The following is a 19,085-nucleotide window of genomic DNA, read 5'->3' on the forward strand; positions in this document are numbered from 1 at the left end:
ATTCCGCGGCTTCCGACACCTATGACTAACGGTATGTTCACCTTTTTCCGGCAACACGGCATGTGAAATTGGGAATAGTGCGCGGCGTGCAATGTGTGTGCCGTGCAGGTTACGACAGGGAATTTGCGAATGCGTTCGATCCGTTTCACTGCCTCGATTGCCGTGCTTTGCGCCGGCCTTTCGCTGGGCGGCTGCGCGACCACCGGCGGTGACGAACTGCCACCGGCGACTTTTGTCGCCTTGCAGGAAGAGCCCGGCGAAGAATACGTAATCGGTCCTCTCGACGAGTTGACCATCCACGTCTGGCGCAATCCCGAACTCGGGGCCGAGAAGATCCAGGTTCGTCCTGATGGGCGTGTCACGATCCCCTTGGTCAAGGATCTGCCAGCCGTCGGCAAAACGCCGTCCATGCTGGAAGAAGATATCCGTCTCCAGCTGAGCCAGTATATCGAAGATCCGCTTGTATCGGTCATCGTAAACGAGTTTGCTGGCACCTTCAGTCAGCAAATTCGCATTGTCGGTGCGACAGAGAAGCCTGCTTCGCTTCCATACCGTGCAAACATGACCGTGCTTGATGCCATGATCTCGGTCGGTGGATTGAGCGAATTTGCCGCGGGCAACCGTTCCAAGCTGATCCGTTTCGATAAGGAGGCGGGCACACAGCGTGAATATGCGCTGCGCCTGACTGATCTGCTCAAGCGGGGCGACAGCGACGCCAATGTTCTGCTGCGTCCCGGAGACGTCATCATCATTCCCGAAAGCGCCTTCTAAGGAAGAGCGGGGGCATGCAGGACATTATCGACCAGTTTCGCAGCGCGCTGCACACGATCTGGAACCGCCGCTGGATAGCCTTGGCGGTGGCCTGGGCCGTTTGCGTGCTTGGATGGCTGGCCGTGGCAATGATCCCGAACAGCTATGAGAGCCGCGCCCGCATTTTCGTCGAGCTTGACGATGTACTGGGTGAGGAACTCGACATTGCCAACGGCGGTGAAGAGGCGATTACTCGCGTCCGCCAAACCCTGACCAGCGCGAACAATCTGGAAAAAATCATCCGGTCGACCCAGCTAGGTGACAAGGTCCAGACCGATATCGAGATGCAGTCGGCGATCGCCAACCTGTCGGACAAGATCCGAGTCAGCCTGCAACAGGACAATCTGTTCGAAATCACTGCGACCATCGGGCAGGGCAGCTTGTCTGACGCAGAAAATGCCAAGCTTTCCCAGGAAGTCGTCCAGCGGATGATCGACCTGTTCCGCGAACAGAACATCGCCGACAACCGCGGAGACGTGGCGCAGACGATGATCTTCCTCGAGCAGCAGCTCGAAGAGCGCAAGAAAGAGCTCGAGACGATCGAGCAACGCCGCCTTGCGTTTGAAGCCGCTAATCCAGAAGCTGTTGTGGGAGCGGGGGCCAGCGCTTTGCGATTGCAGAACATGCGCAGTGAAATGCGTAATGTGGATGCCGATATTTCTGCCGCTCAAAGCGCTTTAGCAGCAATCAACGGTCAGATTGCCGGCACGCCGCGCACAATCGTCATGCCCGGTTCGGGCGGCGGCGCACGCGGTGCATTGATGCAGGCCGAGGCACAGCTTTCGAGCATGAGATCCCGCGGACTGACTGACAACCACCCCGACGTGATTTCTCAGACGCGGCAGGTCGAAGCACTTCGTCGCCAGACGGCTGCAGAACCTGCGGATGCTGGTGGCTCGCTCAACCCGGCATATAGCTCGCTCGTCTCGATACGGACCGAACGTCAGGCTAACGTGCAAGCGTTGCAGGCACGTAAGGTCGCTCTTCAATCCGATATTTCCGCATTGATTGCATCGCAGGCTCAGGAACCCGCCGTAGCGGCTGAAGCGCGCCGTATCAGCCGCGACTATGAAGTCCAGAAAGAGAAATACGACGAACTTCTTCAAAGCCGCGAGAGGATGCGCGTGCGGGGAGATTACGAGACCAATCGCAACTCTTTCCAGTTCGACGTCATTGATCCGCCGATCCTGCCGCAGAAGCCTGCAGCCCCCAACCGACCGATATTGCTGATTGGGGTTCTTCTGGCGGGCCTGCTCGCCGGAGCAGGGATTGCGTTCATGTTGGGTTTGCTCCGTTCGAGCTTCACGACTGCCGAGCGCCTGGAAAAAGCGCTGGAGCTGCCGGTAATCGGCACGGTTTCGCGTTCGCCAACGGAAAAAACCCGCATCCTTGAGAAACTTCGGTTGAAGCAATTCCTGGCCGGATCGGCAGGCTTGGCGGGCATCTGTCTTCTGCTGCTGCTGGTCGAGATCATCCAAGTCGGCTCGGTGGCTTGAGGAGATGAGCGTGAACAAGCCCACCAATATCTCTGCCGACGATCGGGAAAAATCGGCCAAACGCGCTTCGCTTCTCGAAAAGGCGAGCGACGCATTTGGTCTCGACAACCTTTCCCCGGCGGCGGTTCCCGTCATGCTGGAGAGCGACAAGGCGAAGAAGTTCGCTTCGAAGCGAAAAGTAACTGAGCAACCAGCGATTGCCGATCAACCGGTTCCGTCGCCTTCCGCAAACACGCCTACGAAGTTGGAACGACCTGCCGAAGTGCCAGCAGTGGCTTTCTCTGGCGACAGACAAACAGTTGCGCGCGAATTGCTGCGAGATCAGGGACTGATTGATCCGGATGGCGGCGCGTCGCGGCTCCTTGAAGAATTCCGCATTGTGAAACGGCAGGTTCTTGCGACTGCCAAGGTCGAGGGCTCCGCCGCTTCGCGCAGGGTTTTGGTATGTTCGCCGCATCCGAACGAAGGCAAGACGTTCTGCGCTTTGAACCTTGCTCTGGCGATGGCCGCCGAACGTGACGGCGAAGTCCTGCTCATCGACGCCGATTTCGGAAAACCTTCCATTCTCTCGAAGCTCGGGCTTCATAGCGATACCGGTTTTATGGACGTGCTTGCCGACCCTTCGGCCCATGTCGAGGATCATGTCGTGGGGACCGATATACCCGGCCTCTGGGTCCTAGGCGCTGGTGCGCGGACTGGCCGTGATAGCGAATATCTGGCCAGCGAGCGCACATGGGAAGTGCTGAACCGCCTGACGCGCGGCGCGCCCAATCGTATGATTGTTTTCGACAGTCCTCCGGCGCTTGCCGCAACTCCGGCTAGCGAACTGGCCAAGCATGTCGGGCAAGCATTGCTGGTGGCTCGCGCCGATTCCACGGGACAGGTTGCCCTGGAGGATGCAATCGACCTCCTCTCTGCCTGCCCCGACATCCGCCTCCTTCTCAACGACGCCACGTTCAGCCCAAGCGGGCGAAAGTTCGGCAGTTATTACGGATATGGGGAGTGATCTGGCGATGAAGCGGATCACTAACCTGGCAGCGATTCTCGCGTTCGCCTTTGCTTCTCCGGCCGCGGCGCAGGAGATGGGAGATGAAGATAGTTCGCGGGGTTCGGCTCAGCAGGCGGACCGCACGCGCATCGATCCGTATATCGAGGCGTCCCAGATATTCACCTGGCAGTTTTACCCGGTCGACGAGCTAGTCACCTACACCCAGCTGGCCGCCGGTGTGGATGCGCAAATTCGCGGCCGCAACAGCGGGGCCGCCGTCGCGCTTCGCTATGAGCGCAATTTTGCCTGGAACGAGAATGCTCGCGACAATGATACTCTGACCGGCATTGTCCGCGGTTATACCGCGATAGTGCCGCGCACCCTCCAGATCGAAGCCGGTGCGCTCGCCAGCAGGACGCGTGTCGATCGTGCCGGGGGCTCGGTCCTCGCGCCAATCGTAGGGGACGATGACAATGTCTCCCAGACCTACGCGCTCTACGCCGGGCCGACTCTCACCACTCGCGTGGACGACGTCAAAATCGATGCCAACTACCGTATCGGCTATACCCGTGTTGAGGGTCCGGATTTTGTGACACTCGGCGGCAATGCCGTGGATGTGTTTGACGAAAGCATCTCGCAATCAGCGATGGTTCGCGCTGCAACCTCGGTGGGTGTTCCGTTTCCAATCGGCGTCGGTGTGGGCGCAGGCTATTATCAGGAAGACATCGACAATCTCGACCAGCGCGTACGCGATGCCTATGTCCGCGGCGATTTGACAGTCCCGGTTAATCCGACGCTTGCAATCGTGGCGGGGGCCGGATTGGAAAACGTCGAGGTCTCTGCGCGAGATGCCGTGCGCGACGTTGAAGGCAACCCGATTATCGGCCCCGATGGCCGCTTTCTCGTGGATTCCGACAGTCCGCGCCGCATCGCATATGAAGCAGATGGCTTGATTTGGGATGTCGGCGTTATCTGGCGCCCGAGCAGCCGTACCGAATTGCAGGCAAGCTTCGGCCGCCGGTACGACAGCGACACCTATTACGGCAGCTTCACATGGAAGCCTACCAGTCGCTCGAACCTGGGCATTGCAGTATATGATTCCATCCAGGGCTTCGGCGGCACAGTGACCAATGCCCTGTCGGCACTACCTACCGATTTCGAAGTCATTCGCGATCCGATCACCGGTGACATCACGGGATGCACCAGCCCGACAATCGGCAGCAATTGCCTGTCGGGTCTGCTGGGCTCGGTCCGCTCGTCCGTGTTTCGCGGACGCGGTGTCGCAGCCAGCTATACCCAGCAGGTCGGCCTCATGACGGCGGGAATTGCAGCAGGTTACGACAACCGCAAATTCATTGCAGCGCCCGAGACGGTGCTGGCCATCGCCAATGATATCGTCGACGAATCCTACTATATCACGACCGGAGTGAGCGGCCCGATCTGGAGCGGTAGCTTCTCGGTGAACAGCTTCGCCAATTGGTTCGACAGCGGTATCGGCGATCTGGGTGATACCTTCAGCTACGGCAGTGCAGCGACATATCAGCAAAGCGTCTGGCGGAACCTGTCGGCGCGCGCTGCACTGTCTATCTACGCAGTCGACAACGAGATTACCGACGCCGATATTCGCGCGGCGAGTGCACTTCTCGGCCTGCGCTACGATTTCTGATAAGGACGTTTCGATGTACGAGGAATTCTACGGCTTCTCTGAGCGCCCTTTCCAGTTAACACCGGATCCGGCGTTCTATTTCGAAAGCATCACGCACAGGAAGGCCCTGAGCTACCTCGGCTATGGCCTGAACCAGGGCGAGGGCTTCGTTGTCATCACCGGTGAAGTCGGCGCCGGTAAGTCCACGCTGGTCGCCCACCTCAAACAAAAGCTCGATGATCGCCGCATGACTGTTGGTGAAGTGGTGACCAGCGCGCTTGACGGCGAAGAAATGATTCACGTTGCAGCGCGCAGTTTCGGCCTCGACGTCGACGGCGGCGACAAGGCGAGCGCGCTCGCTGCGATTGAACAGTTCCTGCATGAAGAGGCCCGCCAAGGCCGCCGGGTTTTGCTCATCGTCGACGAGGCGCAGAACCTCTCGATCGGTGCGCTGGAAGAGCTCAGGATGCTCTCGAACTTCCAGCTCGGATCGCATCCCTTGTTGCAGACCCTGCTGCTTGGCCAGCCGGAATTCAAACACCTGCTCGCTCAGTCTGACGAACTTGAACAGCTTCGCCAGCGCGTGATTGCAGCGCATCATCTCGAAGCGATGCAGCCAGGCGAGATGGAGCCTTATGTCTCCCACCGCCTAGAGCATGCAGGCTGGACCGGAAATCCGGAATTTGCCAGCGGCGTGTGGCCGCGCCTTCACAAGGCCACGCATGGTATTCCGCGCAAGGTCAACCAGGTGATGAACCGCCTGCTATTGATGGGTTCGCTCGAAGAGCAGGCTGTGCTTGAAGTCGATATGCTCGACGCGGTCATTGAAGAGATGGCGGTCGATGCATCTGCTGACGACGGCTCTGCCGACCCGCGCGTAAGGCCAGATCGAAATCTTCCAGCCAGCGACGCTATCGCAAGGGCGCGCACACAAGCAGCGCCTCCTGCCGCAATGTCTAAAGCGGATGGTGAAGCGCGGCAAAAGGGCCTTCTCGATGCGCAGATCGAGGCCATTGAGGGGGCATTCGCCGAGCGGGACAAGCAAATGGTTTCGCTTCGCAGCGAAGTACAGAAGCTTGCGGCCACTCGCGCCGATGGCGGCGAAATGCCAGGTGACCTTGGTGACCGTCTGGCTGCTATCGAAGCGCGCCTCGACGAGCAGGAACGCTCGCTACGGCATGTGCTTGCGATGATGATCGACTATTTCGAGTCGGCCAGCACCCGCGAAGCTGCCTGACGGCGCTGGGGGCGGGGGCAGACCATGGGAGAAAGCAGCATCGTCAACGGCCTTTCGGTCGACGTCGAGGACTGGTTTCAAGTCGGCGCTTTCGAAGACACGCTGAAACGCGAGGATTGGGATAGCCTCCAATTGCGGGTCGGTGACAATGTCGCCCGTATTCTCGACCTTTTTGATGAAGCCGGAGTGAAGGCAACGTTCTTCACGCTTGGCTGGGTGGCAGAACGCAACAAGCAGGCCATGCGCGCCATCGTTGACCGCGGTCACGAGCTCGCCAGCCACGGCTATGATCACACGCGCGTATTCAAGTTTACCCGCCAGGAATTTGGCGAAGACCTCGCAAGAGCGCAGGCGATCCTCGAGGACGCCGGCGGCGCTCCCATCAATGGCTACCGTGCGCCAAGCTTCTCCATCGACGCCCGCAACCCTTGGGCACATGAAGTGCTGGCCGAGCACGGTTATGTCTATTCTTCAAGCGTGGCACCGGTAGTTCACGATCACTACGGTTGGCGGGAAGCGCCTCGGTTCGCGTTCAATCCGGTTCCGGGAAGCGACCTCGTGGAAATCCCGGTCACGACCGCCCTGCTTGCAAATCGCCGTCTTGCAGCGGGTGGGGGCGGCTTCTTCAGAGTGCTGCCCTACGGATTCAGCACTTGGGCCATCAAACAGGTCAACCGCACAGACGGGCGGCCCGCGGTCTTTTATTTCCATCCATGGGAAGTCGATCCGGACCAGCCGCGCGTTACGAATGCTCCGCTACGCTCTCGGCTGCGGCATTACACAAACCTTTCCAAGATGGCCGGCAAGCTGAGCGATTTGCTCGGTGATTTTGCCTGGGGCCGGATGGATGAACTGGCCGAGCGGGAAAAGGCGCGCGCACTGGACTGGGCGGCGTGAACGCTCCGCTGGCCTTGCAAGAAACCGTTCGCCAAGCTGATCTAACGGATCAGTTAGAGGTGCAGCGGATCGAAGCTTTCGTAGCTGAGCTTTCGGGTACCGCGTTTCACCGCCCTTCATGGCTGCGCGCTATCGAAACCGGGACGGGCCAGAATGCACTTGGCCTTGTGACTGAGAGGACTGGAGCCATCACGGGCTGGCTGCCGCTAAGCGATATTCACTCGCCGCTTTTCGGACGCGCGCTGGTGTCCAGCGGATTCGGGGTCGGCGGCGGTGTTCTTTGTGCAGATGAAGGTTCGGTCGCCCCGCTTTGCGCCGCAGCTGTAGAATTGGCGCAGCGCCATGGTGCGACGTCGATCGAACTACGCAGCGAGTTAGCAGTCGAAGATTGGCAATTCGTCGAGGGCAAGCACGCTGGGTTCGAGGCGGGCTTAGCGGGCGATGACGAAGCACAGCTACTCGCGATCCCGCGCAAAGCACGCGCTGAAGTTCGCAAGGGCCTGAAGAACAATCTCGAGATAACCACGGGACGTTCTCCAAAGGATTTGGCTGCGCATTATGCCTGCTATTCCGAAAGCGTCCGGAATCTGGGTACGCCCGTCTTTCCCAAGTCTTTGTTTGCGGCCGTGATCGAAGAGTTTGGCGATGACGCTGACATTCTCACCGTCAGCCACCAGGGCATGCCCATCGCAAGTGTTCTCTCACTGTATCATGAAGGCTCCGTGATGCCTTACTGGGGCGGAGGAGGCTTGGCGGCACGCAGTCTGCGAGCCAACGAGCGCATGTATTACGAGTTGATGTGTCACGCGCGCCGACGCGGCTGTGTGAAGTTCGACTTCGGCCGCTCCAAACTCGGCAGCGGTCCATACAGTTTCAAGAAGAACTGGGGCTTCGAACCGCAGCCGCTGACCTACCGGACATGGGCTGCCTCAAGCCAGAAGGCGCGCAATATTGACCCGACAGATGAAGGGTATTCGGCCAAGATCAAGCTTTGGAAAAAGCTGCCGCTACCGGTAGCGAACCTGATCGGCCCTTGGATCGCCCGCGGACTTGGCTGAAGACATGGGCGAGATACTTTTCCTGGCGCACCGCATTCCGTTTCCGCCTAACCGTGGTGACAAGATACGCTCGCACCATCTGCTCAATGCGCTCGCGCAGATCAAGCCGGTCCATGTCGCGACATTTGCCGAGACGGCGGAAGACCGTGCCTGCGAAGATCAGCTGGCAGAAGTTTCCGCTTCGCATTGCCTGCTGGGTCGAACGAAGCCCCTAGCTCTTGCCGGGATGGAGGCAATCTTATCCAAAAGACCGGTGAGCTTGGCAGCATTCGACAGCCGCAAACTGCGCGACTGGATCGCAGCCACGCTGGCGACAAGGCCGATTGATACCATCGTGGTTTTTTCAGGTCAGATGGGCCAGTTTGTGCCGCATGATTTTCGTGGACGCGTGATCGTGGATTTGTGCGACGTCGACAGTGCGAAATTTGCTGCCTATGCGGCAGACGGTCAGCGGGTGTGGATCAACCGCCGCGAGGCTGAACTTCTGAGCGCAGAAGAGGCGCGACTAGTAGGCTTGGCAGATGCAACGATCCTGATCAGCGAGCAAGAAGCGCGCCTGCTGGCAGATCGAATTGGCGTAAATGATCAGGCACAAATCCGTGCGGTCGGAAACGGGATCGATGCTTCATTCTTCGATCCGGGAAAGACGCAGCCACATCCTGAGCTCTCATCAGACGCCGCGCATTTCGTCTTCACGGGACAGATGGACTACCCGCCGAATGTCGCGGCAGTTACGCGGTTTGCCCGGTCGATCCTGCCGAAGGTGGGCGGAGAAATCGCGGCGCAATTCCACATCGTGGGCCGCGCGCCATCCGCGGAAGTCTTGCGATTGGGCCAGCTTCCGCATGTGACAGTATGGGGAGAGGTTGCTGACGTCCGCCCGTTCATCGCTGTCGCAACAGCGGTTGTCGCGCCGCTGACGATCGCGCGCGGGGTGCAAAACAAAGTCCTTGAAGCGATGGCTATGGCTCGTCCCGTCGTGCTGACGCCAGAGGCGGCTACCGGGATTGGCGCTGCCGATGGGAGCCATTTTCTGGTGCGCCGCGAGGATGAGGCATTCGCAGACGCTTTAGCGGCCCTTCACAATGGTGAGGTGGACGGAGCCGCACTCGGTCAAGCCGCCCGCACTTACGTCCTCAATTCGATGAGCTGGGATGCAGTTTACCGCACCTTAGCGGAGATCGTCGATACATCGCAAAGCAAGAGCGATGCTGCCTGAAGCGGCCATCGATCAACCCGGACAAGCCGAGCTTGGCCAGTGGAAATCGGCCTGCCTGCGCCTCGCCGTTGCTTGGGCGCTGCTGTTTGCCGTGACCTTCGCCGAGTGGGCCGAGATGGCCCATCAATGGTGGAACATAGACACCTATAGCCACATCCTCCTGATCCCGCCGATTATTGCTTGGTTGACCTGGCTGCGGCGCGCAGAGCTTGCTCGGGTCAGCCCGCAAGGGTGGTGGCCAGGTGCCCTTTGGCTTGTATCTGGGCTGGGCCTTTGGACGGTTGGACGTGGGCTGGATATCAACCTGATTGCGCAGACAGGGACCGTGACAGCATTCCAGGGCGCGGTGATTGCAATTCTGGGCCTGCGCGCGAGCCTGCTGCTTGCGTTCCCGCTCTTCTACTCGTTCTTTCTGGTACCGTTCGGTGACGAGATTATCCCTCAATTGCAGGCAATAACCGCTCACATCACGACCTGGCTGACCATTGCAAGCGGGATCGATACTGTGTCGGACGGTATCTATATCGATACACCGGCGGGCCTGTTTATCGTGGCGGAAGCGTGCTCCGGGGTGAAATTCCTGATCGCGATGGTCGCACTCGGTGTGCTGGTGGCACATACGTGTTTCATGAGCTGGAGAAGCCGGGCCCTGCTGATGTTGGCCTGTATCGTGGTGCCGATCATTGCCAATGGCATCCGCGCATGGGCGACGATTTTCATAGCGCAGTATATCGGTGCCGAGGCCGCGGGCAGCTTCGATCATGTCGTCTATGGCTGGTTTTTCTTCGGCATTGTTATTGCGATGGTTTTGGGCGTCGCGTGGCGCTGGTTTGAACGTGATCCTGAGGATGCGGGCTTCAGCGCCGCGCAGGTCGCCGGCCTTGAGCTGGTCCAGCGTCAACGGGCCGCACCCGCAACACAGCTGGTCTTCGCCGCAGTCCTATTGATCACTTCGGCTTTTGCCGTTCTGGCGCGACTGGTCTAGGGCTTGCCGCCATGTGCGGGATCGCGGGTGTTTTCCATTACGAGACGATGAAACCGGTCGATCCCAAGCGGGTCGAGGTGATGACGAATGCGCTTGCGCATCGCGGGCCTGACGGTGCCGGTGTCTGGACAGGGCAAGGTATCGGACTGGGCCATCGCCGCCTCTCGATTATAGATCTGGAAGGCTCGCCGCAGCCAATGCATTCGTCTGACGGACGCGCGGTGATCGTCTTCAATGGCGAGATCTACAATTACCGGTCATTGCGCCGCGAGTTGGTGCAGGCTGGCGCCAGGTTCAACACCGAAGGCGATACCGAAGTTATCCTTGCCGCTTGGCAGAAGTGGGGTCCGGATTGCCTTTCGCGGCTCGACGGGATGTTCGCGTTCGCGCTTTACGATCTGGGCCGCAGACAGCTGTTCCTTGCCCGTGACAGGCTGGGGGTCAAACCGCTCTATATGGCGCGTATGCCGGGCGGCGCACTCGCATTCGCGAGCGAGCTAAAGGGGCTGCTGGCCCATCCGCTGATGCGGCGCGAGATCGATCCTCTGGCCATCGAAGACTACATGACCTGGGGTTATGTCCCTGATCATCGTGCGGTCCTCAAAAATGTCGACAAGCTGCCTGCCGGCCATTTCATGCTGCTGGATCATGGCAAACCTGTGCCGGCGCCGCAGAAATGGTGGGATGTGTCTTTTGCGGAGCGCGAGAAGGGAAGTCTCGAAGATCATTCCGCGCAGCTCCTCCATCACTTGCGGGAAGGTGTCACCAGCCGGATGGTAGCAGATGTGCCGTTGGGCGCGTTCCTGTCAGGCGGGGTCGACAGCTCATCGGTCGTGGCCCTGATGTCCGAGGCCAGCACGAGGCCGGTCACAAGTTGCTCGATCGGTTTCGATGTCGAGAGTGTGGATGAGACGACCTACGCCCGGCAGGTCGCCAAATTGTTCGATACCGATCATCACGAACGCATCGTGTCCGCCGACCAGTTCAGCGAAATTGACCGGATCGCCAAGATATTTGACGAACCATTCGCCGATGCCAGCGCACTGCCGACACTCAGGGTTTGCGAGCTTGCGCGCGAGCACGTCACCGTCGCTCTGTCAGGTGATGGAGCGGATGAAGCGCTGGCGGGGTATCGTCGGCAAATTTTCCAGCTGCGCGAAGAACAGGCTCGCTCAATGATCCCGTCGGCATTGCGCGAGCCGGTATTCGGCAGTCTCGGCCGATTTTGGCCCAAGGCCGACTGGGCACCGCAACCGCTGCGTGCAAAGACCACGTTCCTGTCGCTCGCGCAAAGCGGAGAGGCTGGATATGCCAGGGCGCTGGCAATCCTTGCGCCGGAACAGCGTGCTGCGCTGTTTGGTGAGGAAATGCTCAAGGCGCGCCGAGACTATCGGGCGGAGCAACCTTTCGAACAACTGATGCGGAACGCACCAGCACGGAGCGGGCTCGACTGCGCGCAGTATGCCGATCTCAAATTCTGGCTGCCGGGCGACATCCTGACCAAGACAGATCGCACGAGCATGGCGGTCGGTCTGGAAGCGCGCGAACCCTTGCTGGATCACCGCATGATAGAGTTTGCTGCTCGCCTGCCTGTCCGCGAACGGATCAGGGGCAAGACCGGCAAGTGGCTGATGAAGCACACAATGGAACGCTACCTTCCGGCAGACATACTCTACCGCCAGAAACAGGGTTTTGTGACCCCCCTGGCCCAGTGGTTCCGAGGACCGCTCGCAAGCGAGGCGCGGCGCATTTCTTCCAGCAGCCTGCTTGTCGATAGCGGATGGTTCGCCCGCAAATCGCTTTCACGACTTGCGGACGACCATATTTCCGGGCGGTCCGATCACGGACGCACCCTGTGGCAATTGCTGATGCTCGAACGGTCGCTCGTTCACTTGCAGCCTGGCGCTTAACCGGCGTCTACCAACACGACTTCAGCGTCTTCCAGCGCTTCGACGACAATCTCGCTCTCACCCGTCACGGCAATGCCATCGCGGGGCTGGGCGTCTTTGCCGTTGACCCTGATCTTGCCGGTGGGCGCGACCAGGTACTGGTGACGACTGGAGTCGGTTTTCCAGATCGCGCTTTGACCCGCAGAGAGCGTTGCGGCAGCGACTTTTGCGTCGGTGCGAATGGAAAGCGCATCGTCTTTGTCCGGTGTACCACTGGCCAGGATCTCGAAACCTCCATCGCGGTTCGCTTTCGGAAATTCACGCTGGCCCCAGCCTGGTTTCTCACCCTGCCGATCGGGCAGGATCCAGATCTGGAAAAGCGTGGTCTCTTCGCTTTCGAGATTGAATTCTGCATGGGTAATACCCGTGCCCGCGCTCATGACCTGGACGTCCCCGGCACCGGTGCGGCCTTCGTTTCCAAGGCTGTCGCGGTGACTGATCGCGCCCTTCCGGACGAAGGTCACGATTTCCATGTCGCGGTGGGGGTGGGGCGGGAAGCCGCTTTGCGCTGCAATCGTGTCGTCGTTCCAGACGCGAATTTTACCCCAACCCATGCGGTCGGGATCATGATAGCTCGCGAAACTGAAATGATGGCGTGCGTCCAGCCAGCCGTGGTCTGCGTGGCCGAGCGTTTTGAAAGGTCGAATATCAATCATGGATAATCTCTCATCGGCGGGGATGATGAGCCGCCGGAATGACCGTGAGATAGGGTTACATTCAGCTCGATCAAGTGCCTTGGCCGTGGCCCCGCGCCATGTAGTCTTGGCTCTGCATTTCCTTGAGGCGGCTGACTGTGCGTTCGAACTCGAATGAACCGTCACCCGAGGGGTACAAATCTTCCGGCGCTGCTGCTGCCGCAGCGAACAGCTTCACGTTATTTTCGTACAGTGCATCGATAAGTTTTGTGAACCGGATCGCTTCGTTGCGATATTCCGGCGAAAGTTGCGGGATGCCGACCACGATGACGGTATGGTATGCATGGGCAATCGCCAGATAGTCGGCAGCACCGCGGTTTTCTCCGCATAGGCGTTTGAAGCTGAATACGCCGACGCCTTTGAAACTCTTCGGGACGTGAAGTGTGCGCCCTCCGCCAAGATCAAGCTCGCCGCTCGGCACATTGTCGGCGTCTTCCGGAGCATAGTCCGTCAAGCGGAAGAAGGCCTCCCGAACCTGCGCCGTGGCATCTTCGCCAATGGGGGTATGCCAACTGTCCAGATCTCCGAGCCGGTCGAGCCGGTAATCGGTTGGTCCGTTGAGAGGAACGACATCCAGTTCCTCCTGCACCAGATCGATGAACGGCAAGAAGAGCGACCGGTTCAGTCCGTCCTTGTACAAATCTTTGGGAGGCCGGTTGCTGGTCGTGACGACGGTGACACCTTCATCGCAAATCAGCGCCGTGAAGAGCCGCGCCATGATAGCCGCATCGGCAGTGTTGTTCACGACCATCTCGTCAAAAGCGAGGCAGCGGACCTCATCGGCAATGCGACGTGCGACCGGAGCGATCGGATTGCCGGCCTCCTTGGCACGCTCGTCGCGGATCATTGCATCAACCTGCAACATGAATTCATGAAAGTGGACGCGCCGCTTCTCCTTGATCGACAAGCTGTCGACGAACAGGTCCATTAGCATCGATTTGCCGCGCCCAACGCCGCCCCACATGTAAACGCCCTGTGGGCGGGTCTTCTTCGCCTGAAACAGACGAGACAGGAGGCCGCCCGGCTCATCGGACTCCAAGTCTTTCTGGAGACGGTCGAGCCGTTCTGCTGCACGGCGCTGATCGGGATCGGGCTGCAGCTCATCTGCGGCTACCAGCCGCTCGTAACGGGCGAGCATTCCGCTCATTGCGGTTCGGGGCGTGGGCGCATTTTCTTGACGATGCCGGAGAACGCGCAAACCACGTCGTCTTCCTGCACCACGGTTCCGCGGATGAAGACCATGCTGCCGGTTTCGCGGATCAACTCACAAACCGCATCCAGCGACCTCGAAGGATCGCCTGCGCCGACGAATTGCGTGGATAGTTCGAGCGTCACCGACGGTCCGGCATTGCCGGTGCCAATCGTATGCATCGTGGTGAAAAGCGATATGTCGATGAGCGAGAGCGTTACCGCCCCATGGATGATACGCTGGAGGTTTTCATGACGCCGCTCGGGAAACATGCGCAGGCGTGCGCGGCCGTCGTCGTCGACCCGTGTGATGAGCTTGCCCATCACGGCGCCATTAAACAGCGTATCGTCTTTTAGATTCCAGTGACGCCAACCCGGATTCTCCGGATCAGGACCGTGTTCGAAAACTGTATCAGAGAGCCTCACGTCAGATTGCGCGTTCGGCCATCATTTTCTTCGTTTCGGCGATGGCCTTGGCAGGGCTGAGGCCCTTGGGGCAGACATTCGCGCAGTTCATGATGGTGTGACAGCGATACAGCCGGAATGGGTCTTCTAGCTGGTCAAGACGCTCGCCCGTCATTTCATCACGGCTGTCAGCAAGCCAGCGATAGGCCTGAAGCAGGATAGCCGGCCCGAGGAACTTGTCCGAGTTCCACCAATAGCTCGGGCACGCCGTCGAGCAGCATGCGCACAGGATGCATTCGTATAGGCCGTCCAGCTTCTCGCGCTGCTCGGGTGACTGCAGCCGCTCCTTGCCACTGGGGGTCGGACTGACCGTCTGGAGCCAGGGCCGGATCGAGGCATATTGGGCATAAAAATGAGTGAAATCGGGTACCAGATCCTTCACCACATCCATGTGGGGCAGGGGGGTGATGCGAATTTCACCCTTCAGATCATCAATGGCTGTCGTGCAGGCCAGGCCGTTCTTGCCGTTGAGATTCATCGAGCAAGACCCGCATATACCCTCGCGGCACGAGCGGCGGAACGTCAGCGTTGGGTCGATCTCGTTCTTGATCTTGAACAGGGCGTCCAGGACCATCGGACCGCAATCATCCAGATCCAGCTCGAACGTATCGTAGCGTGGGTTTTCGCCGGTGTCGGGATCATAGCGATAAATTTTGAATTTCTTCACCCGGCCCGCGCCATCGGCTTTGTGCGCACGGCCCTTGCCGCTGATCTTAGAGTTCTTCGGGAGGGTGAAAGTTGCCATTTCGAAGCGATCCTGTTGCTTTACGCAACCCATCTAGCGTTTCGCGCGTGTGGCGCAAGGGTTCGATCCCGCAATTCCAGGTTCCCTTGCCTGCGAGGGCTCATCATGGCAGCGGTCGCGCGTGCGAATTGCAATATACGATCTCGACCGGACCCTGACCCGGAGCCCGACATTCACGCCTTTCCTTGCCTTTGGCGCGAGCAAGGTCGCGCCGTGGCGTCTGGGTTTTATGCCGGTTTGGATCCTCGCGATGGTGGGCTACCGGATCGGCCTCTATTCTCGCACTGCGCTTAAGCGCTTTGGCATGAAAACGATGCTCGGCAATGTGGACGTTCGGAGACTGCATGAGGTCGGCGAGGATTATGCTCGAGCGCGGATTGCAGCACCCGGCCTCATGTCCGGGACGATGCAACTGCTGGATGAGGACCGCGCGGCGGGTGCGCGGCTCATGATTGCGACTGCGGCCTTTGACTTTTACGCTGCGAGCTTCGCAGAACGATTGGGCTTCGAAGCGCTTGTCGCAACGCGATGGGATGGTTCGACCATCCCGGGCGGCAACTGTTATGGCGAAACCAAGAAGGACCGAGTCCTCGACTGGTTCGCCGAGGAGGGCATCGACCGATCTGCCTGCAGCGTGCGGTTCGTCAGCGATAGTTTCGCCGATGGCCCGATGCTTGACTGGTCAGATGAACCAATCTTCGCCACGGGATCGCCCGCCGAGACGGCAAAAGCGAAAGCAAGAGGCTGGCGGGTGATAGACCCGCGCTATGGACTACCGAGTACCGAAGGCTAACAAGCTGGATCAGGGAGTAACTCCGCTCTCCAGAGGCCCGCCAGAGTGCGCGGTGTCGGCTGCTTCGAAGCGCGCAATTGCACGCTTGTCACATTTCGTCCAAAGGACCGCCCATGCAGCCGCTCAATGAACCTGCGCAGCGCCGCGACGGGTTGTCCAATATCTTGCGAAACCTGGCTTGGATCCTCGGGGGCAAGGGCTTCGGGGCCGTGTGCAGTTTCTTCTACCTTGCGATCCTTGCCCGTTCCCTAGGGCTAAAGGACTTCGGGCACTTTTCGCTGATATTCGGCACAGCACAGGCCCTGGTCGCGGTCGCCGGTTTCCAGACCTGGCAGACATTGGTACGTTTTGGCGCGCAGCCAGTCCTCGAGAAAAACCATCCCCGGTTCGGTCGACTAATATGGTTCTGTACTTCGGCAGACGTGCTGGGTGCGGTGACAGGATGCGGGATCGCGGCGATCCTTTATTTCGGGTTCGCCCAGATACTGGATTTGAACCCGCAATATACGATGATGGGCTTCCTGTTCGCCTGCGCGTTGATGTGGTCCAGATTGACCACTCCGAGCGGCATCGTCCGGGTGCTGGGGCGCTTCGACGTGGGAATGTATATCGAGGCGATAATTCCAACCGGCAGGTTGATCGCCAGCGGTATTATCGTGTTGACAGGCGCAAGTGTTGCCAAGTTCCTGTTTGCATGGGCCTTCTTCGACCTGCTGTCAGCGCTGTGTTACTGGATCGCTGCTCGCCGTCTGGCGCCCGAAGCATTCGACCGTAAATATTTCGGCCAATGGCGCGAGATGCTCGATGAGAACGAAGGTGTGCGCGGCTTTTTTGGCGTGACGTATGTTGCGACAACACTGGATGCGACGGTGCGGCAAGGTCCGCTGCTGGCGGTCGGATATTTCCTCGGCACCAGTGCGGCAGGACTTTACCGCTTAGCTGACCAACTCGCTCAAGGCGTGAAACAGTTCGCGGTCCTGATTGCGCGCGCCGTTCTGCCAGAATTCGCGGTTTCGCAGATGGCAGATGAAGCGCACCGCTTCGAAGGTCTGGTGCGCACGGTCACGCACATAGCTGCTCTCGCCGGCGTTGTGGTGCTCGTCCTTGCGATCTTCCTTGGCGAACCCCTGTTGGTCCTGATCGGCGGAGAAGATTACGCGAAGGGTGCGGTCGTCCTGATCCCGCTGGCGGTTGGCGCTGCATTCGAATTGGCGAGCGTTTCCTATGAACCGATGCTCTATTCGACCGGACACGCGATGTATGCGCTTCGGGTGAGGGTCCTCTCGCTGGCCGTCCTGATCGGAGCGATCATCGCATTTGTCTCGTACGGCCCGGTTGGAGTTGGCTGGGCAGTGGCGTTGGCCATGAGTGTCTTCTATCTCGCCATGAGCATCACCGTCTGGATCATCTTGCGCCAAATGCGCAGCAAAGCAGCCTCAGAATGACGTTTTCGGCTCTCGTGCTGGCAGGAACTCGCCCTGGAGGAGATCCGCTGGCCGGCGCGGAAGGGAAGCCGCACAAAGCCCTGATCGAGATTGGCGGCATACCACTTCTTGAAAGGGTGGTCACCGCACTCAAAAACGCCGGGGCGGAGCGCATAGGTGTTTCTTGCGATCACCCTGCGGTAATCGATCTCTCTAAGCGTCTCGATGTGGAAATTATGCCCCCAGGCACGGGACCGAGCCAAAGCGCTGCATTGGCATTTGAGGCCATCGGCTCACCAATGGTTGTGACTACCGCTGATCATGCACTCTTGGCAGCTGCATGGATCAGGTATCTGATCGAACAAACCCCCGCGGATGCCGATGTGGGGATCATGCTGGCCCGGCGTGATAAAATCGAACAGCGGCTTCCGGAAAGCCGCAGGACCTATCTCAAGTTTGCCGATGGATCCTGGTCGGGCTGCAATCTGTTCCTGCTGCAAAAGCCGGACGCGAGAAAGGCGATGGACAGCTGGCAAGCTGTCGAAGGAGATCGCAAGCGCCCATGGCGGATAGTGGGAAGGTTGGGGCTCGCTACCCTCATGTCATACGCCACCGGGCGTTTGACGATGAAAGACGGCATCGAAAGACTCGGCAGGCGCATGGGTATCAATGCAGCCTTGGTCGAAGCGCCAGACGGGCTTGCGGCAGTCGATGTGGACAAGCTGGAAGATCTCAATGATATCCGAAGGTTACTCGAAGAAGGTGCGTTCCCAAGCTAAAAGCTATTTTCAGCTGCTGCTTTTCAGGCATAGTGAGCGCCTGACTGGGTAGGAGAGGCCCGCATGGGAGTGCGCAGTTTCTACGATCGACACGTGATGCCGCGCATGATCACTTTGGCTTGTGGTCAGCGGGGTATAGAAAAGCGGCGAATGCAAGTTGTGCCGCTGGCCGAGGGGCGAGTATTTGAACTTGGCTGCGGGGGCGGCCTTAATCAGGCGCTCTACAATACCCAGCGGGTTACGGGCTTTGCCGGTATCGACCCCAACAAGAAGTTGCTTGATGCAGCCCGGAAGCGTGCTTCCGATCGCGGTTGGGACGCTGACATTCGGGAAGGCGTCGGCGAAGATATTCCGTTCTCTGACGGCTCGTTTGATACGGCAGTCTGCACCTACACCTTATGCACCGTGGAGGAGCCGGCACAGGTTCTGAGCGAGATGCGGCGCATTTTGAAGCCAGGGGGTCGATTGCTGTTTCTTGAGCATGGCCGCGCCCCCGATGCCAAAGTGGCAGAATGGCAGGAACGGATCGAACCGTTCTGGAAACCCATGGCCGGTGGGTGTCACCTGACCAGGACCGTAGGCTCCACCTTGCGCGGTGCTGGGTTTGACGTCGCGCCGTTGGGGCAAGCCTATCTCCCGCGCACCCCGAAAGTAATGGGATGGATGGAGTGGGGCGTAGCCACGCGGGCTGGAGTGTAATGGCAGAACCGCC

18 protein-coding genes are annotated in these 19,085 nt (G+C 59.4%); 14 read left to right on the forward strand and 4 right to left on the reverse strand.

Annotation, left to right across the window (positions count from 1 at the left end):
- Nucleotides 1-129: 129 nt before the first annotated feature.
- Genes K3166_RS05640 through K3166_RS05685 form a run of 10 tightly spaced genes read left to right on the forward strand, consistent with a single transcriptional unit; the run spans nt 130 to nt 12,245 of the window.
- Entirely contained in the window at nt 130-771 is a 642-nt protein-coding gene (locus K3166_RS05640; protein ID WP_221423685.1) for an XrtA/PEP-CTERM system exopolysaccharide export protein, read from the forward strand.
- A gap of 14 nt (nt 772-785) precedes the next feature.
- Nucleotides 786-2,306 (forward strand): XrtA system polysaccharide chain length determinant, encoded by a 1,521-nt coding sequence (locus K3166_RS05645; RefSeq protein WP_221423686.1) that lies wholly within the window; start codon nt 786-788, stop codon nt 2,304-2,306.
- Between the two features lie 4 nt (nt 2,307-2,310).
- The gene (locus tag K3166_RS05650; protein ID WP_221423687.1) at nt 2,311-3,312 is read left to right on the forward strand and encodes a P-loop NTPase family protein; all 1,002 of its coding nucleotides are present in this window, start codon (nt 2,311-2,313) and stop codon (nt 3,310-3,312) included.
- 7 nt (nt 3,313-3,319) lie between these two features.
- Nucleotides 3,320-4,960: a preprotein translocase subunit YajC gene (locus tag K3166_RS05655; protein WP_221423688.1), complete on the forward strand. Its 1,641-nt coding sequence runs from the start codon at nt 3,320-3,322 to the stop codon at nt 4,958-4,960.
- A gap of 13 nt (nt 4,961-4,973) precedes the next feature.
- On the forward strand, nt 4,974-6,176 hold the full coding sequence (locus K3166_RS05660; protein WP_221423689.1) for an XrtA/PEP-CTERM system-associated ATPase: 1,203 nt from the start codon (nt 4,974-4,976) through the stop codon (nt 6,174-6,176).
- Nucleotides 6,177-6,200: 24 nt separating this feature from the next.
- Nucleotides 6,201-7,073 carry an XrtA system polysaccharide deacetylase gene (locus tag K3166_RS05665; RefSeq protein WP_221423690.1) on the forward strand — a complete coding sequence of 291 codons (873 nt, stop codon included), beginning with the start codon at nt 6,201-6,203 and terminating at the stop codon, nt 7,071-7,073.
- Complete coding sequence (locus tag K3166_RS05670) at nt 7,070-8,131, forward strand: FemAB family XrtA/PEP-CTERM system-associated protein (RefSeq protein ID WP_221423691.1); 1,062 nt, start codon at nt 7,070-7,072, stop codon at nt 8,129-8,131. Before K3166_RS05665 ends, K3166_RS05670 begins: the two co-directional genes overlap by 4 nt.
- Nucleotides 8,132-8,135: 4 nt before the next feature.
- Nucleotides 8,136-9,350 carry a TIGR03087 family PEP-CTERM/XrtA system glycosyltransferase gene (locus tag K3166_RS05675; protein WP_221423692.1) on the forward strand — a complete coding sequence of 405 codons (1,215 nt, stop codon included), beginning with the start codon at nt 8,136-8,138 and terminating at the stop codon, nt 9,348-9,350.
- Nucleotides 9,340-10,335 carry an exosortase A gene (gene xrtA, locus K3166_RS05680; RefSeq protein WP_221423693.1) on the forward strand — a complete coding sequence of 332 codons (996 nt, stop codon included), beginning with the start codon at nt 9,340-9,342 and terminating at the stop codon, nt 10,333-10,335. The genes K3166_RS05675 and xrtA overlap by 11 nt, the downstream gene beginning before the upstream one ends.
- An 11-nt stretch (nt 10,336-10,346) precedes the next feature.
- Nucleotides 10,347-12,245, forward strand: coding sequence for an XrtA/PEP-CTERM system amidotransferase (locus K3166_RS05685; protein WP_221423694.1), 1,899 nt, complete (start codon nt 10,347-10,349; stop codon nt 12,243-12,245).
- Here the strand turns inward: K3166_RS05685 and K3166_RS05690 are convergent.
- The 4 genes from K3166_RS05690 to K3166_RS05705 all read right to left on the reverse strand — a co-directional run bounded on the left by K3166_RS05690 (nt 12,242) and on the right by K3166_RS05705 (nt 15,377).
- Entirely contained in the window at nt 12,242-12,940 is a 699-nt protein-coding gene (locus tag K3166_RS05690; RefSeq protein ID WP_221423695.1) for a pirin family protein, read from the reverse strand. The two genes, K3166_RS05685 and K3166_RS05690, sit on opposite strands and share 4 nt — an antisense overlap.
- Nucleotides 12,941-13,010: 70 nt before the next feature.
- The gene (gene zapE / locus K3166_RS05695) at nt 13,011-14,126 is read right to left on the reverse strand and encodes a cell division protein ZapE (RefSeq protein ID WP_221423696.1); all 1,116 of its coding nucleotides are present in this window, start codon (nt 14,124-14,126) and stop codon (nt 13,011-13,013) included.
- The gene (locus K3166_RS05700) at nt 14,123-14,593 is read right to left on the reverse strand and encodes a PaaI family thioesterase (protein ID WP_221423697.1); all 471 of its coding nucleotides are present in this window, start codon (nt 14,591-14,593) and stop codon (nt 14,123-14,125) included. The genes zapE and K3166_RS05700 overlap by 4 nt, the downstream gene beginning before the upstream one ends.
- Nucleotide 14,594: 1 nt before the next feature.
- Nucleotides 14,595-15,377: a succinate dehydrogenase iron-sulfur subunit gene (locus K3166_RS05705; RefSeq protein WP_221423698.1), complete on the reverse strand. Its 783-nt coding sequence runs from the start codon at nt 15,375-15,377 to the stop codon at nt 14,595-14,597.
- 121 nt (nt 15,378-15,498) lie between these two features.
- Between K3166_RS05705 and K3166_RS05710 the strand changes: the two genes are divergently transcribed.
- The 4 genes from K3166_RS05710 (at nt 15,499) to K3166_RS05725 (ending at nt 19,072) form a co-directional block, all read left to right on the forward strand.
- The gene (locus K3166_RS05710) at nt 15,499-16,170 is read left to right on the forward strand and encodes an HAD family hydrolase (protein ID WP_221423699.1); all 672 of its coding nucleotides are present in this window, start codon (nt 15,499-15,501) and stop codon (nt 16,168-16,170) included.
- A gap of 113 nt (nt 16,171-16,283) precedes the next feature.
- Nucleotides 16,284-17,615 (forward strand): lipopolysaccharide biosynthesis protein, encoded by a 1,332-nt coding sequence (locus K3166_RS05715; RefSeq protein WP_221423700.1) that lies wholly within the window; start codon nt 16,284-16,286, stop codon nt 17,613-17,615.
- A complete protein-coding gene (locus tag K3166_RS05720; protein WP_221423701.1) occupies nt 17,612-18,373 on the forward strand; it encodes a nucleotidyltransferase family protein in 762 nt (253 codons plus the stop codon). Before K3166_RS05715 ends, K3166_RS05720 begins: the two co-directional genes overlap by 4 nt.
- A gap of 150 nt (nt 18,374-18,523) precedes the next feature.
- Nucleotides 18,524-19,072, forward strand: coding sequence for a class I SAM-dependent methyltransferase (locus K3166_RS05725; protein ID WP_345719142.1), 549 nt, complete (start codon nt 18,524-18,526; stop codon nt 19,070-19,072).
- Nucleotides 19,073-19,085 lie beyond the last annotated feature (13 nt).

It is taken from the genome of Qipengyuania psychrotolerans, assembly GCF_019711355.1.
Classification (GTDB): Bacteria; Pseudomonadota; Alphaproteobacteria; order Sphingomonadales; family Sphingomonadaceae; genus Qipengyuania; species Qipengyuania psychrotolerans.